This window comes from Mesorhizobium sp. CAU 1741 (assembly GCF_039839275.1).
Lineage (GTDB): Bacteria > Pseudomonadota > Alphaproteobacteria > Rhizobiales > Rhizobiaceae > Aerobium.
Genome location: NZ_JBDOQP010000002.1, coordinates 946,723 through 961,407, shown reverse-complemented (window position 1 = coordinate 961,407; position 14,685 = coordinate 946,723). Strand labels below are relative to the sequence as shown.

At 64.7% G+C, this 14,685-nt stretch carries 13 protein-coding genes; 7 read left to right on the top strand and 6 right to left on the bottom strand.

Going from position 1 to position 14,685, the window contains the following annotated elements:
- The first annotated feature begins 28 nt into the window (after positions 1-28).
- From AAFN84_RS11425 to AAFN84_RS11400, 6 genes are read left to right on the top strand one after another with little or no spacing between them, the layout of a single operon-like run.
- Positions 29-964, top strand: coding sequence for a TAXI family TRAP transporter solute-binding subunit (locus AAFN84_RS11425; protein ID WP_347514676.1), 936 nt, complete (start codon positions 29-31; stop codon positions 962-964).
- A gap of 18 nt (positions 965-982) precedes the next feature.
- Positions 983-2,914, top strand: coding sequence for a TRAP transporter fused permease subunit (locus AAFN84_RS11420; protein ID WP_347514675.1), 1,932 nt, complete (start codon positions 983-985; stop codon positions 2,912-2,914).
- A 26-nt stretch (positions 2,915-2,940) separates the two neighbouring features.
- Positions 2,941-3,810, top strand: a complete 870-nt coding sequence (locus AAFN84_RS11415) for an amidohydrolase family protein (protein WP_347514674.1) — start codon at positions 2,941-2,943, stop codon at positions 3,808-3,810.
- Between the two features lie 12 nt (positions 3,811-3,822).
- Entirely contained in the window at positions 3,823-4,554 is a 732-nt protein-coding gene (locus tag AAFN84_RS11410; protein WP_347514673.1) for a PIG-L deacetylase family protein, read from the top strand.
- Positions 4,554-5,228, top strand: a complete 675-nt coding sequence (gene ligK, locus AAFN84_RS11405; RefSeq protein ID WP_347514672.1) for a 4-carboxy-4-hydroxy-2-oxoadipate aldolase/oxaloacetate decarboxylase — start codon at positions 4,554-4,556, stop codon at positions 5,226-5,228. The genes AAFN84_RS11410 and ligK overlap by 1 nt, the downstream gene beginning before the upstream one ends.
- Complete coding sequence (locus AAFN84_RS11400) at positions 5,221-6,279, top strand: 4-oxalomesaconate tautomerase (protein WP_347514671.1); 1,059 nt, start codon at positions 5,221-5,223, stop codon at positions 6,277-6,279. The genes ligK and AAFN84_RS11400 overlap by 8 nt, the downstream gene beginning before the upstream one ends.
- A 17-nt stretch (positions 6,280-6,296) precedes the next feature.
- On the opposite strand, the gene glp is transcribed toward AAFN84_RS11400, so the two are convergent.
- The 6 genes from glp to AAFN84_RS11370 all read right to left on the bottom strand — a co-directional run bounded on the left by glp (position 6,297) and on the right by AAFN84_RS11370 (position 12,868).
- The gene (gene glp, locus AAFN84_RS11395; protein ID WP_347514670.1) at positions 6,297-7,505 is read right to left on the bottom strand and encodes a gephyrin-like molybdotransferase Glp; all 1,209 of its coding nucleotides are present in this window, start codon (positions 7,503-7,505) and stop codon (positions 6,297-6,299) included.
- A gap of 186 nt (positions 7,506-7,691) precedes the next feature.
- Positions 7,692-8,414, bottom strand: coding sequence for an ABC transporter ATP-binding protein (locus AAFN84_RS11390; protein WP_347515112.1), 723 nt, complete (start codon positions 8,412-8,414; stop codon positions 7,692-7,694).
- A 44-nt stretch (positions 8,415-8,458) separates the two neighbouring features.
- Entirely contained in the window at positions 8,459-9,226 is a 768-nt protein-coding gene (locus tag AAFN84_RS11385; RefSeq protein WP_347515111.1) for an ABC transporter ATP-binding protein, read from the bottom strand.
- 16 nt (positions 9,227-9,242) lie between these two features.
- Positions 9,243-10,385, bottom strand: a complete 1,143-nt coding sequence (locus AAFN84_RS11380; protein WP_347514669.1) for a branched-chain amino acid ABC transporter permease — start codon at positions 10,383-10,385, stop codon at positions 9,243-9,245.
- Positions 10,386-11,417, bottom strand: coding sequence for a branched-chain amino acid ABC transporter permease (locus tag AAFN84_RS11375; protein WP_347514668.1), 1,032 nt, complete (start codon positions 11,415-11,417; stop codon positions 10,386-10,388).
- A gap of 89 nt (positions 11,418-11,506) precedes the next feature.
- Positions 11,507-12,868, bottom strand: a complete 1,362-nt coding sequence (locus AAFN84_RS11370) for a substrate-binding protein (protein ID WP_347514667.1) — start codon at positions 12,866-12,868, stop codon at positions 11,507-11,509.
- A 171-nt stretch (positions 12,869-13,039) separates the two neighbouring features.
- Between AAFN84_RS11370 and AAFN84_RS11365 the strand changes: the two genes are divergently transcribed.
- Positions 13,040-14,623 (top strand): short-chain fatty acyl-CoA regulator family protein, encoded by a 1,584-nt coding sequence (locus tag AAFN84_RS11365; RefSeq protein WP_347514666.1) that lies wholly within the window; start codon positions 13,040-13,042, stop codon positions 14,621-14,623.
- Positions 14,624-14,685: the final 62 nt, after the last annotated feature.

Genomic DNA, 14,685 nt, shown 5'->3' with positions numbered 1-14,685 from the left:
TCATTCCTGTCAAAGTGGAGGTAAAGTTATGAGAATATTGGGATCAATGCTTGCAGCGGCGGGCCTGGCGGCCGTGTTCGCCGCCTCGCCGGCTATGTCGCAGGAGCGCGTGTCCATTGGCACGGGCGGTACCGGCGGTCTGTTCTATGTCATCGGGGCCGGCATGGCCGAAGTGCTCAACACGCACGTCGATGGCATGACCGCGCGCGCCGAAGTGACCGGCGCTTCGGTGGAAAACATCCGTCGCGTCGCCGCCGGCCAGATGACCTTCGGCTTTTCCTCGTCCTCGACGCTCTATGAGGCATCGGTCGGCGAAGGGCCGTTCGAGGAGGCGCTGCCCGTCGCGGGCATGGCCTATCTCTACCCGGCCGTGCTGCAGATCGCCACGACCGCCGACACCGGCATCGAGACGATGGATGATCTCGACGGCAAGCGCATCAATCTCGGGCCTCCCGGCTCGAACTCCGCCGTGCTGGTCCAGCGCATGCTCGAGGCCTACGACGTCTTCGATGCATCCAACGCACAGTTCCTGTCCTACAACGAGGGCACCAGCGCGCTGATGAACGGCACCGTCGACGCCACCGTTGTGCTCGCCGGCGCGCCGACGGCGGCGCTGATCGATCTCGGTGCCCAGCGCGACATGCGGCTGATCCCGATCGAGCAGGATCGCCTTGCGGAGATGGTCGAGACCTACCCCTTCTACCAGTTCTACGAGATTCCCGCCGGCACCTATACCGGCCAGGAGAACGGGGTGATGGCCATCAACGATCCGGCGACGATCTTCACCGCCACCGAAGTGCCCGAGGAGACGGTGTATGGGATCACCAAGGCGCTGTTCGACAATCTGGCTGAAATCCAGGAGATCCATCCGCAGGCCAAGGAGATCAGCGTCGAGAATGCGACCAACTCGCCGATCGATCTGCATCCGGGCGCGCAGCGCTATTTCGACGAAGCCGGTCAATAGATCCGAAGGCGCATTCCGATGAAGGACGCACTGAACAAGCTGATTCTGCCCAGCGACCATGTCGGCGAAGGGGAAGCGCGCATCGTGTCGCTTCTGTTCGCGGTGCTCGCCGTGACAACCACCGGGCTTGTCATTCATGGCGCCTTCTTCGGGGGCATTACCGCACTGCTGCTGCGATCGCTGTTCTTTTCGGCGGTCGCAGCCGGCGGGCTCATCTGGGTGGCGCTGCGCATGCCATCCTTGCCGGCACGCGTCTTTCTCTACGTGCTGGCAGCCGTCGCGCTGGTGCCGGGGCCGTATCTCTGGCAATCCTATCTCGACATCATCATGCGCGGCGCGATTGCCACCCAGACCGACGAGATCGTCTTTCTCGCGGTTCTGGCGGTCGTGCTCGTGCTCGTGCGGCTGACGCTCGGCTGGGCGCTCGTCATCCTGTCGGCACTGGCACTTGCCTATGCCTATTTCGGTTACCTGATTCCCGGTCAATACGGGCACGGCGGCTATGACGTCTCGCGTCTGGCGTCCACGCTGCTCTTGTCCACCGAAGGTTTCTACGGCGTCCCGATGGGCGTGGCGGTGGAATACATCTTCCTGTTTGCCTTGCTCGGCACGCTGCTGATGAAGATCGGTTCCGGCGAGGTCTTCGTCGATCTCGCACGCGGCATGACGGGCCGCGTCCAGGGCGGGGCGGGGCTGTCGGCCACGCTGGCCAGCGCGTTGCTGGGCACGATCAACGGCAGCGCGGTGGCCAACGTCGTCACCACGGGCACCTTCACCATCCCGCTGATGCGCCGCACCGGCTTTACGCCCGTGACGGCAGGCGCCATCGAGGCCGCGGCATCGTCCGCCGGCCAGATCCTGCCGCCGATCATGGGCGCCGCGGCCTTCATCATGGCCGAGATCATCGGCGTGCCCTATTCGACAATCGCATTGGCGGCACTGGTGCCGGGCCTGCTCTACGTTCTCGCCCTGATGGTCGCGGTCAGGCTGGAGGCCGGCAGGCTTGGCCTTGAGCGTGATGCGTCCGGTGGTCTCGCGCTTCTCAGGGAAACGCTGCTCAAGCGCGGCTACCTGCTGCTGCCGTTGGTCGGCCTGGTCGGCCTGCTGATGAATGGCATGACGCCGACGCGCGCCGCGGTCTACTGCCTCATCTTTGCCCTGCTCATCAGTCCCTGGAAGAAGGAGACACGGGTCGGATTGGTGGACCTCGTGGCGGTGTGCCGCAACACGCTGGTCTCGACACTGCCGATCGTCGCCGCGGTCGCCGCCGCCGGCGTCGTCATCGGCGTGCTCAACCTCACCGGCATGGGTTTGATGGTATCCAGCCTCATCGTCGAGGTCGGTGGCGGAAGCATCTGGCTGATCCTGCTGCTCACCGCCGCTGCCTCCTTCGTGCTCGGCCTCGGCCTGCCGACTTCGGCCGCCTATCTGCTGCTCGCGGTGCTGGTCGCGCCGGCGCTGGTGCGGCTGGGCGTCGAGCCGATCGTCGCCCACATGTACATCTTCTACTATGGGCTCGTCTCGGCCATCACGCCGCCCGTCGCGCTTGCCGCCTATGCCGCGGCCAGCATCTCCGGCGCGGACGCCAATGCGACGGCGGTCGAGTCCATGCGGCTGGGCTTCGTCAAGCTGTTGGTGCCGATCCTGTTCGTCACCATGCCGGGATTGCTGATGTTGGGCGACGGCCTGCAGATCACTCTGGCGATTGTGTTCGCGACGATCGGATTGACCGGATTGTCGGTGGCCTTTGCCGGCTGGTTCGTGCGCACGATGTCGGCGCTCGAAAGGGCTGTCATTAGCCTGGGATCGCTGCTCGTCCTGTGGCCGTCGGCCGTTGACGCCGCGGATGCGGTGACCATCGGTGCCCGCCTTCTCGGCCTACTGTTGCTGGTTGCGATGAGCTACAAGCTCACTGTCTCCCATGCAGCAATTCAGTCGGCCAAATCATGAATGACAACAGACCGCTAGAGACTGGAATGACGCCCCTTACCTTCCATCCGAACCCGAAGAAGCCCGATCTCGTGCTGCCTGCCGGCGCCTGCGACGCCCACTGCCATGTCTTCGGTCCTGCTGCCGTGTTTCCCTTCTCGCCGTCGGCGACCTATGCACCGGAAGACGCACCGAAGGAGAAGCTTTTCGAGCTTCACCGTCACCTTGGCATCGATCGCGCCGTCATCGTCCAGGCGAGTTGTCACGGCACCGACAACAGCGCGATGGTCGATGCCATCGCGGCATCAAATGGACGCTATCGCGGCATCGGCATGGTCGCCCGCGACGTCAGCCGCAAGGAGCTGGAAGACCTGCACGAGGGTGGCATTCGTGGCGTCCGCTTCAATTTCGTCACCCATCTCGGCAAGGCCGCCGACCACGACGCGGTGCGCGAGATCGTCGCCAAGATCATCCCGCTCGGCTGGCATGCTGTGATCCATTTCGATGCGCATCGGCTCGTCGGCCTCGCGCCGTTCCTCAAGGAGCTGGAACTGCCGATGCTGATCGACCACATGGGGCGCGTCGACGCTAGCGCCGGCCTTGAGCAGGAAGCGTTCCAGCTTCTCATCCAGTTGATGGAGGACGAGCGCTTCTGGGTGAAGGTGTCCGGTTCCGAGCGCGTGTCGCGCGCCGGGCCGCCTTTCCACGACGCCGCCGAATTCGGCAGGTTTCTGGTAGAGAGATTTCCCGACCGGGTGCTTTGGGGCACGGACTGGCCGCACCCGAACATCAAGCAGCACATGCCCGATGATGGCGCGCTCGTCGACCTGCTGGCCCGTATAGCGCCCGATGCGGCCTTGTTGAAGACGCTGGTGGTGGATAACCCGACCCGCCTTTACTGGCCCGAGACACTTTAGGAGGAACTCAACATGAGCAAGAAAACCGCGCTGATCGTCAGCGCACATTCCGCGGATTTCGTCTGGCGCTGTGGCGGCGCGATCGCGCTGCACGCCTCGCTTGGCTACGACGTCACCGTGGTCTGCCTTTCCTATGGCGAACGTGGCGAGAGCGCCAAGCTGTGGAAGCAGGAAGGCATGACGCTCGATCGGGTCAAGACCGAGCGCCAGCGTGAGGCGGAGAACGCCGCAAAGGCGCTCGACGTCCACGACATCCAGTTCTTCGACCTGGGCGATTATCCGCTGGAGATGGATCGCGCCGCCAAGGACAGGCTGGTCGACGTGATGCGCGCCGTGCAGCCCTCCTTCATGATGAGCCACTCCAAATACGATCCGTACAATACGGACCACATGTACGTCTCGGAATGGACGCTCGAATGCCGCGCCATCGCGCAGGCATGGGGACACAACCCCGGCCAGAAGATCCTCGGCGCGCCGCAGGTCTATCTGTTCGAGCCGCACCAGACCGAGCAGATGCAGTGGAAGCCGGATGTCTTCCTCGACATCACCGACGTGTGGGACAAGAAGTGGGCCGCGATCCAGTGCATGGAGGGCCAGGAGCACCTGTGGCACTTCTACAAGAACGTCGCCGAGAACCGCGCCAACCACTTCCAGCGCAATTCGGGCGGCCAGTCCGGTGGCCGGGCGGCGAAATACGCCGAAGGCTTCCAGTCGATCTTCCCGCGCACCGTGGATGAACTGTGATGGGTGGCGTCGTCGTACAGAACATCAAGCGCTCCGATCAGTCGGTCATCGACAGGCTGGCGGCCTGTGGCGTCGCGACGGTGCATGAAGCGCAGGGCCGCAAGGGTCTGCTGGCCAGCTACATGCGTCCAATCTATCGCGGCGCGCGGCTGGCGGCCAGCGCCGTCACCATCTCCGCGCCTCCCGGCGACAACTGGATGCTGCACGTCGCCATCGAGCAGTTGAAGGCTGGCGACATCCTGCTGCTGGCCCCCACGAGCCCTTGCGAGGACGGATATTTTGGCGACCTGCTGGCAACGTCGGCGCTTGCGCGCGGCTGCAAGGGGCTGATCATCGACGCCGGCGTGCGTGACGTCGCCGACCTCACCGAAATGAAATTTCCCGTCTGGTCGAAGGCGATCTTCGCGCAGGGCACGGTCAAGGAGACGGTCGGTTCCGTCAACGTGCCGGTCGTCTGCGCAAACGCGCTCGTCAATCCGGGCGACGTGATCGTCGCCGACGATGATGGCGTATGCGTTGTCGCGCGTGAGGAGGCTGCCGACGTGGCGGAAAAGGCCGAGGCACGTGTCGCAGCCGAGGAAGACAAGCGCAAGCGTCTTGCCACCGGCGAGCTTGGCCTCGACCTCTACAAGATGCGCGAAAGGCTGGCGGAGAGGGGCCTCAAATATGTCTGACGGCGTGCACTGCATGTGGATGCGTGGCGGAACTTCGAAGGGTGGCTACTTCCTAGCCGACGAGCTCCCCGCCGAGACAGCCGCGCGCGACGCATTCCTGCTGCGCGTGATGGGCTCGCCCGACAAGCGGCAGATCGACGGCATGGGCGGGGCGGACCCGCTGACGTCGAAAGTTGCCGTTGTGCGGAAGTCCCAGCATGACGGCGTCGACGTCGACTATCTGTTCCTGCAGGTTTTCGTCGATCGACCGATCGTCACCGACGCGCAGAACTGCGGCAACATCCTCGCCGGTGTCGGGCCGTTCGCCATCGAGCGCGGTCTGGTAGCGGCAAAGGACGGCCGGACGGACGTGCGCATTTTCATGGAAAACACCGGGCAGATTGCCGTTGCCACGGTGGAAACGCCCGGTGGCCGGGTCAGCTATGCAGGCGATGCGCGCATCGACGGCGTGCCGGGCACCTCGGCACCCGTGCCGATCGAGTTCAAGGACACGGCGGGTTCCTCGTGCGGGGCGCTGTTGCCGACCGGCAATGCGATGGACGAGATCGAAGGCATCGCGGTCACGATGATCGACAATGGCATGCCGTGCGTGGTCATGCGGGCTGAAGACATGGGCATCACGGGCTATGAGGAGCCGGCGGATCTCGAAGCCAACGAGGCGCTGCGTGCAAAGCTCGAAGCCATACGGCTCAAGGCCGGCCCGCTCATGAACCTCGGCGACGTTGCCGAAAAGTCGGTGCCGAAGATGACTATGGTGGCAAAAGCCCGCAATGGCGGCGCGATCTCGACGCGCACCTTCATTCCCCACCGCGCGCATTCCTCGATCGGCGTACTCGGCGCGGTCAGCGTCGCCACCGCATGCCTTCTTCCCGGATCGCCGGCAGCGGAACTCGCGGAAGTCGGCAGCGGCGAGCAGCGTACGCTCTCCGTCGAGCACCCGACGGGTGAAATGACCGTCGTCGCCCGGCTGGACGCAAAGGGCGAAGTCGTCAGCGCGGCAATCCTGCGTACCGCGCGCAAGCTCTTCGACGGTGTGGTCTTCGGCGATTGAACCTTCGAGGCGCCCGCTCAGAACGGTTCGAAACGCAGCAGCATGCCGGGCTCGATTGCCGTATCCTCCGGTGGCAGGAGCGCAATGCCGTCGGCGGCCGCCATTGCTGAAAGGCTTGCCGACGATCCGCGCGCGAGCAGTTCGAGGATGGGCATGCCGGCGTCGGTCTGGCCGCTGCGCCTGACTGGTACGAACTCGGTGCGATCCGGCTTCTTGGCATGCGAAAAGCCGGCGATGGCGGGCTGCCATGCCGGCTCGATGACACTCAGCCCCGCCATCGCACGCAGAGCCGGCAAGGCGATACGGCGGAAGGTAACCAGTGCCGAGTTGGGATTGCCCGGCAGCCCGGCGAGGAACGTGTGCCCGATCAGCCCGATCTTGACCGGCTTGCCGGGGCGCATGGCGACCTTGACCACATCGAGCCGGCCGCCCCCCTCCCGCATGATCGCCGCGATGTGATCCTCGTCGCCCACCGACACCCCGCCAGTCGTGACGATGGCGTCACAGGTCCGGGAGGCCTCGTGCAGCGCCTGCTCGATCCTTTTCCTGTCGTCGGGGATTATGCCGAAATCATGCACCTCTGCCCAGGCAAGTGCACCGAGCATGGCGCGCAGGAAAACCCGGTTCGAATTGTGGATCTGCCCGGGCGCGAGCGGCTCGCCGGGCTCACGCAGTTCCGAGCCGGTGGAGATCAGCCCGATGCGCACCTTTCGGAACACGTCTGCCTGCGCATGGCCGGATTCGGCGAGTAGAGCCAGCCGCTGCGGTGTCAGGAGGTCGCCGCGCGACAGAAGGCGCGTGCCTGCGGCGACGTCCTCGCCGGCGCGGCGGATATTGTGGCCGGGTGACGGCCTTGCGGCGATCGCTACGGTGTCGCCCTGCCGTTCGCAGTCCTCCTGCATAATCACGGCATCGAATCCCGCGGGCACCGGCGCACCGGTGAATATGCGCATTGCCGTTCCGGGTTGAAGGTCGTTCGCGCCGGCTAGATCGCCCGCGGCACTGCGTCCGCCGACCGGCAGGCGCCACGGACCGTGACCGCCAAGGTCCGTACAACGGACCGCGTAGCCATCCATCGCGGAATTGTCGAAGGGAGGCACGTCATGGCGCGCGAACAGGTCCGCGCCGAGCACGCGGCCGGCGGCATCCAGCAAATCCAGGGACTCGCTCTGTGAGACTGCGATGGCGATCGCCGCCGCCCGCGCGGCAGCAATATCTGGCGCCACGGGGCGATCGCCATCTCCGGCCAAATTTCCCCTCCGGGCCGGTGCAGTCTGCATGTCCGGCGCGCGGCTATGCGTGATCGTCATCCGGCTCTCGCACCTCCCAATGGAAAGCCGTCAATCTGTCACAAGCCGGGCCGCGCCGTCCATTGCCTCGTCGATGCCTTCGCGGTTCTCGCCGCGACGGCGTCATATCGCCAGATATTCGTGCCGCAGTTCGGTGTTGTCGAGCACGTCCTTTGCCGTGCCGCTGAAGGCGACTTCGCCGGTGTCGAGGATCACCGCGCGATCGGCGAGCTTCAATGCGGCGACCGCATTCTGCTCCACGATGATCGTGGTGATGCCGAGCGCCTTGATCTCGTTGAGGATGCCCTCGATCTCCTGCACGATGACGGGAGCAAGGCCCTCATAGGGCTCGTCCAGCAGCAGGAGCTTGAGGTCGCGCGCCAGTGCCCGGGCTATCGCCAGCATCTGCTGCTCGCCGCCGGAAAGCGTTGTGCCTTCCTGCTTGCGGCGCTCCGCCAGGCGCGGGAAATGACCATAGATGCGGTCAAGTTCCCATCCGGCTCCCGGCGCCACCTGCGCAAGTGTCAGGTTTTCCTCCACCGTCAGTCCCTGGATGATCCGGCGATCCTCCGGCACGAGCTGGATTCCCACGCGCGCCGCCTGGAAAGCCTTCATCTGGTGAATGGCCTGTCCGTCCAACCATATCTCGCCGCGCTGGAGTGCGGGATCGTCGAGCCGCGCGATGGTGCGTAGCGTCGAGGTCTTGCCGGCGCCGTTGCGGCCCAGCAGCGCGAGGATTTCGCCATGCCGTATGTCGAGGCTGATGCCTTGCACGATATAGCTCTCGCCATAATAGGCATGAATGTCGCGCGCCGAGAAGAACGGTTTTGCGCCTTCGCTGGCCATGGCCGGGTGCGTCGCTGGAGCGTTGTCGAATGCCGTTACGCTCATCAGTGCGCTCCCCCCAGATAGGCTTCCTGCACCCGCGGGTCGCCACGGACCTCGTCGGGCAAACCCTCGGCAATGATCCGTCCGCCGGCTAACACCGAAATCCGGTCGGCAAGCGAGAACACGACATGCATGTCGTGTTCGATGATCACCTTGGTCATGCCGCGGCTCTTGATCTTCTTGAGCAGTTCGATCGTGGTGTTGGTGTCATGCCGGCTCATGCCGGCGGTTGGCTCGTCGAGAAGCAACAGGCGAGGCTTCTGGATCAGGCACATCGCCAGTTCGAGCCGCCGCTTGTCGCCGCGCGACAGCGAACCGGCATGGACTTCGCGCCGGTCGATCAGCCCGACATCGTCGAGCATGTGCTCGGCTTCCTCGCGGATCGCGGTTTCGTCGGCGACCTGGCGGAACATGTTGATCCTGAACGCCCCGTCACGCTTCGCGAATGCCGGCGTCATGACATTCTGCAGCACCGAGAGATCGGCGAAAATCTCCGGGGTCTGGAAGACGCGCGCCACGCCGAGCTGGTTGATCTCGTGCGGCATCTTTCCCGTCAGCACGGTGCCGTCGAAGACCACGGCGCCGCTGGTCGGCGGCAGGCGGCCGATGATCACGTTGAGCAGCGTCGACTTGCCGGCGCCGTTGGGGCCGATGATGGCGTGCGTCTTGCCCTCCTCGACCTGCAGGTCGATGTCGGCAAGCGCGTGCAGGCCTCCGAAACGCTTGTGGACGTCGGCGACATGAAGAACGACGTTGTCCTTTGATGGCATGAACATGGTCGCCCCCTTACTCGGCTGCCGTTGGACTGAGTTGTTCGCGGCGGGCTTCCGGACGGGCGTTCGAACGCCGGAAGCGGGCGCCGATGCGTCTCGCGCCTTCCATGATCCCGCCGGGCAGGAACACGACGATCAGCACGAAGACGAGGCCGAGAGAAAGGTGCCACCCTTCGCCGACGAACTTGGAGCTCACGGTCACCGCAACTTCGCGCGCGCCATCGGGCAGGAAACTGTAGAAATTATTGAGCACGTTGGCGTTGAAGGACGAGAAGATGTTCTCGAAATACTTGATGATCCAGGCGCCCAGCACCGGGCCCACCAGCGTTCCGACACCGCCGAGGATGGTCATCAGCACGACCTCGCCCGAGGCCGTCCAGCGCATGCGTTCCGCACCCGCAAGTGGATCGGTGACGACCAGCAGCGAGCCGGCAAGACCGGCCAGCATGCCGGATATGACGAAGGCGGTGAGCGTGTAGGGCCGGGTGTTGAAGCCGGTATAGTTCATCCGGTTCTGGTTCGACTTGATGCCCTTCAGCATCATGCCGAATGGCGAGTTGGTGATGCGCATCGCCAGGAAGAATGTGGCCAGCAACAGCGCCGCCGAGAAGAAGAAGCCGTTCCAGCCGGACAGCGACATGCCAAACAGCGACGGCACCGGCGTACCGGGCGGCGTGCTGAAGAAGAGCCTGTCGAGCACCCTCGGGTCGCTCAGCGCCATGCGCAGGCCGGTCTCACCATTGGTGATCGGTGTCAGCACCGAATAGGCGAGGTTGTAGCTCATTTGCGCGAAGGCGAGTGTCAGGATCGAGAAGTAGATCCCGGAGCGGCGCAGCGAGACGAAGCCGATGGCCAGCGCGAACAGTCCGGCCACGATGACGGCGAAGATGATCGCCGGCAGCGCATTCGTTGACAGCAGCTTGAACGACCACATCGCCGCGTAGGAGCCGACACCGAAGAAGGCCGCATGGCCGAACGACAGGTAGCCGGTGAGGCCGAAGAGGATGTTGAAGCCGATCGCGAAGATGCCGAAGATCATGAAGCGCTGCAGGAGGTCGGGATATGCCGCCCCGAACGGCGCAGCCAGGATCGGCAGCAGCAGGACCACCGCCGAAAAACCGAAGAACAGGATGAGGTCTTTGCGCGACATGGACATTTACGCCTCCATCACGCCACGCCGGCCCAGAAGTCCGCGCGGGCGAACGAGCAGGATGACGACGGCAATGAGGTAGATGATGATCTGGTCGATCCCCGGAACGATCGCCTTGACCTGCGTCATCGATGCAAACGACTGGAGGATCCCGAGCAGGAAACCAGCGGCGACGGCGCCGGGCAGCGATCCCATGCCGCCAACCACAACCACGACGAACGAGATGACGAGAAATTCCATGCCGAGCGTGTAGTTCGGCGGGAGCAGAGGCGTGTACATCACGCCCGCCATGCCCGCCACCGTGGCGGCGATGCCGAACATGATGGTGAAGCGGCGGTCGATGTTGATGCCAAGCAGGCCGACGGTTTCGCGGTCCGCCATGCCGGCGCGCACGACCATGCCGAAGGTGGTGAACTGGAGAAAGGCAAACACCGCGCCGATGATGGCCGCGGAGAACAGGAAGTATATCAGCCGCCACAGCGGATAGGTGATCACACCGGCCTGCATGCCGAGAAAGGCGCCGATGTCGGCTGCGCCGCGAAACGTGTCGGGCATCGGCTGCGGATGCGGGTTCGGCCCGAAGATCGCCTTGACGAGTTCGCCAAGCACGATCGCAAGTCCGAAGGTCACGAGAATCTGCTCGGCATGCGGGCGCTTGTAGAAATGCTTGATCAGCCCCCGCTCCATCGCCACGCCCACAAACAGCATCACCGGGATCGCGAGCAGCAGCGAGACGATCACCGAATAGTTGACGAGCACGGCGCCGAAATCGCCGAACCAGGTCTGCACCAGCGGTTCGCGTATCTCCACCGGCGCGCCCCAGGGCGACAGCTTTTCCGGATCGGTGGTGACGGTCTCCAGCGTGATGAGCTGCCGGAATGCAACGGCGCAGAAGGCGCCAAGCATGAACAAGGCCCCGTGGGCGAAGTTCACGACGCCCAGCGTGCCGAAGACGAGAGTCAGGCCGAGAGCGATCAGCGCATAGGCGCTGCCCTTGTCGAGCCCGTTGAGAAACTGCAGGAAAATCACTTCAAACATGGCCGGCCTCCGGACCGCCGTCAGCTTAAAAGAGCGACGCGCGCCCCGCGCGTCGAAGACGTGCGGGGCGCGCTGTCAGTTCGGCTGGATCAGGTGCACTGCGGAACCGGCTCGGCGGCGCCCAGTTCACCTCCGAAGATCGAGGCGTCGTAGTTGGCCTCCTCGCGCGAGATTTCCTTGTGCACGTTGAGCACGTCGAACTCGTTCGTCGGGCTCTCGTTGCCGCGCACCACGAGCACCGACTTCATGCACTGATGGTCGTCTGCCCGGTAGAGCGTGGCGCCGTTGCCCATGCCGTCGAACTCGAAGCCTTCCAGTGCCTTGATGACTTCCGGCGGATAGAAGGTTCCGGCGCGTTCGCACGCATCGGCATAGAGCAGCGCCTGCACATAGGCGGTGTGCGCTGCCTGCGAGGGCGGCGATCCATAGGCGGCACCAAACGACTTGGTGAAGGCCTGCGATCCTTCGTCCTGCAGGTTCCAGTGCCAGTTGGAGGTTCCGAAGATGCCCTTGATGTTCTCGCCGGCGCCCTTGGCCATGAGTTCGGAGAACAGCGGCACGACGATCTCGAACTGCTTACCGTTGGCCTGACGATCGCGCATGCCGAACTGCACCGCCTGCGTCAGCGAGTTCACCATGTCGTTGCCGTAGTGGTTGAGTATCAGCACGTCGGCGCCCGAGTTCAGCACCGGGGTCAGGAACTGCGAGAAGTCGCCTGCGCCCAGCGGGGTACGGACGGCCTGAACGGTCTCCCAGCCGAGAGCCTCGGTGGCGTTCTTGATCGATTCTTCCTGCGTCCAGCCCCAAGTATAGTCGGCCGTGAGATGGTAGGCGCGGCGGTCGTTGCCGTAGGCCTCGCCGATCACCGGCGCGATCGCGATGCCGGACTGGTAGGCGTTGAAGAAGTGGCGGAAGCCGTAGCGGCGCTTGTCCTTGCCGGTGGTGTCGTTGGAGTGGGTCAGTCCCGCCATGAAGATGATGCCCATCTCCTGGCACAGGCTCTGCACGGCGATCGCCTCGCCGGACGATGAACCGCCGGTGATCATGATCGCGTTGTCGCGTTCGATCATGCGGGTCGCGCCCGCGCGGGCCACGTCGGACAGTGTCTGGCTGTCTGAGGTGACGAACTCCACCTTCTTGCCGAGGATGCCGTTGCCCTTGAGCGCTGACGGCTTGAATACGTTGAGAAGCCCGCCGTCGCCTTCGCCGTTCAGATGCTGGATCGCCAGCTCGTAGGCTTTCAGCTCGTCGGCGCCTTCCTCGGCATAGGTGCCGGTGAGCGGCAGGTTGAGACCGTAGGTGACGGTGCTGCCGGCGTCGGGATTATTGCAGAATTCCTGCGCCCAGGCACCGCGCGAGAAGACCAGCGGCGCCGCTCCCGTCGCGAGGATGCCCGCAAGGCCAGTCTTGATGACGTTGCGGCGTGAAATGCCGCGCTTGGATGTGCTCATGATTCTCCTCCTTGGTTGCGGAAGCCACAACCCTCCCGGAGGCTCCCCGCGCTTGCACTATCGGTGTGTGTTAACAGAGGCGCAATATCTTATTGTAATTTAAAGGAAATCCTGTAAATTCTTGGACCGGATCGCAGTATGATCTGTCAATGAATTGACAAGGCATGTCCCATGCACGCCCCGATCGGCCTGAGAATCAGCACCCGCCGAAAGGCGCTTTCCAAGTCGCAGGCCGGGCTGGCCCGCGCCGTCGGGGTGTCGCCGAGCTATCTCAATCTCATAGAGGCCAACAAGCGCCAGGTGGGTGGGGCGCTCCTGCAGCGCATCGCCGCCGAACTGGACATGGATATCGCCGAACTGACCGGCGAAGCCGAACACCGGCTCATCCACGAACTGGTCGAGGCGTTCGCCGATCCTGCCCTGGCCGGCAGCGGAATGGGGGCCGAGCAGGCACGTCTTCTCGTCGCCACCAGCCCGCAGATGGCGCAGGTCGTCGCACGGCTGCATCGCGCCTACGCTGCGGCCATGAACAACGCGGAATCCTATGCCGACAGGCTGCGTGCCGATCCGCTTCTGTCGCAACTGCTGCATCAGGTTCTGTCGGGGATCACCGTCATCCGCTCGGGAGCGGAAATCCTCGAGAGCGAGCCGGACCTGAGCGCGCAGGAAAGCCAACGCTTCCTGTCCAGCATCACCCGGGAGACCCGCAGCCTCAGCGCGGTCGCCCGCAACCTGATCGGCCAGTTCGACCAGGCATCGAGCGCTGAGAGCTTCGCGTCCGCGCGCCGCGAGGTCGATGACATGATCTTCGCGGCACAGAACTATTTCCCCGCGCTGGAAGCCGAGGGCGCGCAACTGCGCGCCCGCGTTGACGCCCATGGGGCGTTCGGGGAACACGCCATGGCCGAGGCGCTGCGCCGGGATCATGGCGTCGCTGTTCGCCGGTCCGCAGCCTCCGGCACCGGGCGTGCCTTCGGCTATGATGCGGCGGACAGGCAATTGTGGTTTCGCAACACGGTGGCGCAGGCGACCCGCCAATTCCAGATGGCCCGTCTTCTCGCCGAACTCGACGCCGGCGACGCGCTTGCCGCCGCCGTCGATACGCCAACGCTCTCCTCGCCCGCTGCACGACGCGGCGCCTACCGCTATCTCGCCGCCTACATCGCCGGCGCCGTGCTGTTCCCCTATGACGCCTTCCTGGCGGACGCGCGTGCGCTGCGCTATGACATCGATGCGCTCGCCGAGCGCTACAATGCCAGCTTCGAGCAGGTGGCCCACCGGCTCGTCACGCTGCGCCAGCCCGGCGCGGCGGGCGTCCCGTTCGGTTTCCTGCGCGCCGACCCGGCAGGCCGGCTGTCGAAGCATTTCCCTCTTCCAGGCCTGCTCTTGCCCAACAGCGGCCATGCCTGCCCCTTATGGGCGATTTACGCCGCGTTCCGCGCTCCCGGCCAGATCGTGCGCCAGGTCGCCCGCTTTCTCGACGGCTCCCGCTTCCTGTTCGTTGCCAAGGCCACGTCGCGGCGCAGCGCGGGATTTGCCGACCTTGCTCTGCCGCTCTCGGTCCTGCTGGTGACGGACATCCTGCACGCGGACGAGACCGTCTATGCGGACGGGTTGAACCTGCACGACCAGCACGCCGACGTACCGGTCGGGCCGAGTTGCCGCCTGTGCACCCGCACCGATTGCTCCAACAGGCAGGAGGAGGCGTGGTCGCCGGGCGGCGAGACGGCGCCGCCACCGCTGGTGGGTATCTAGGCCCGCCCTTCATTAGGGCTTGGCCTGAGGGCCGCATTGCGCTTATGTGACGAGGGGTCCCT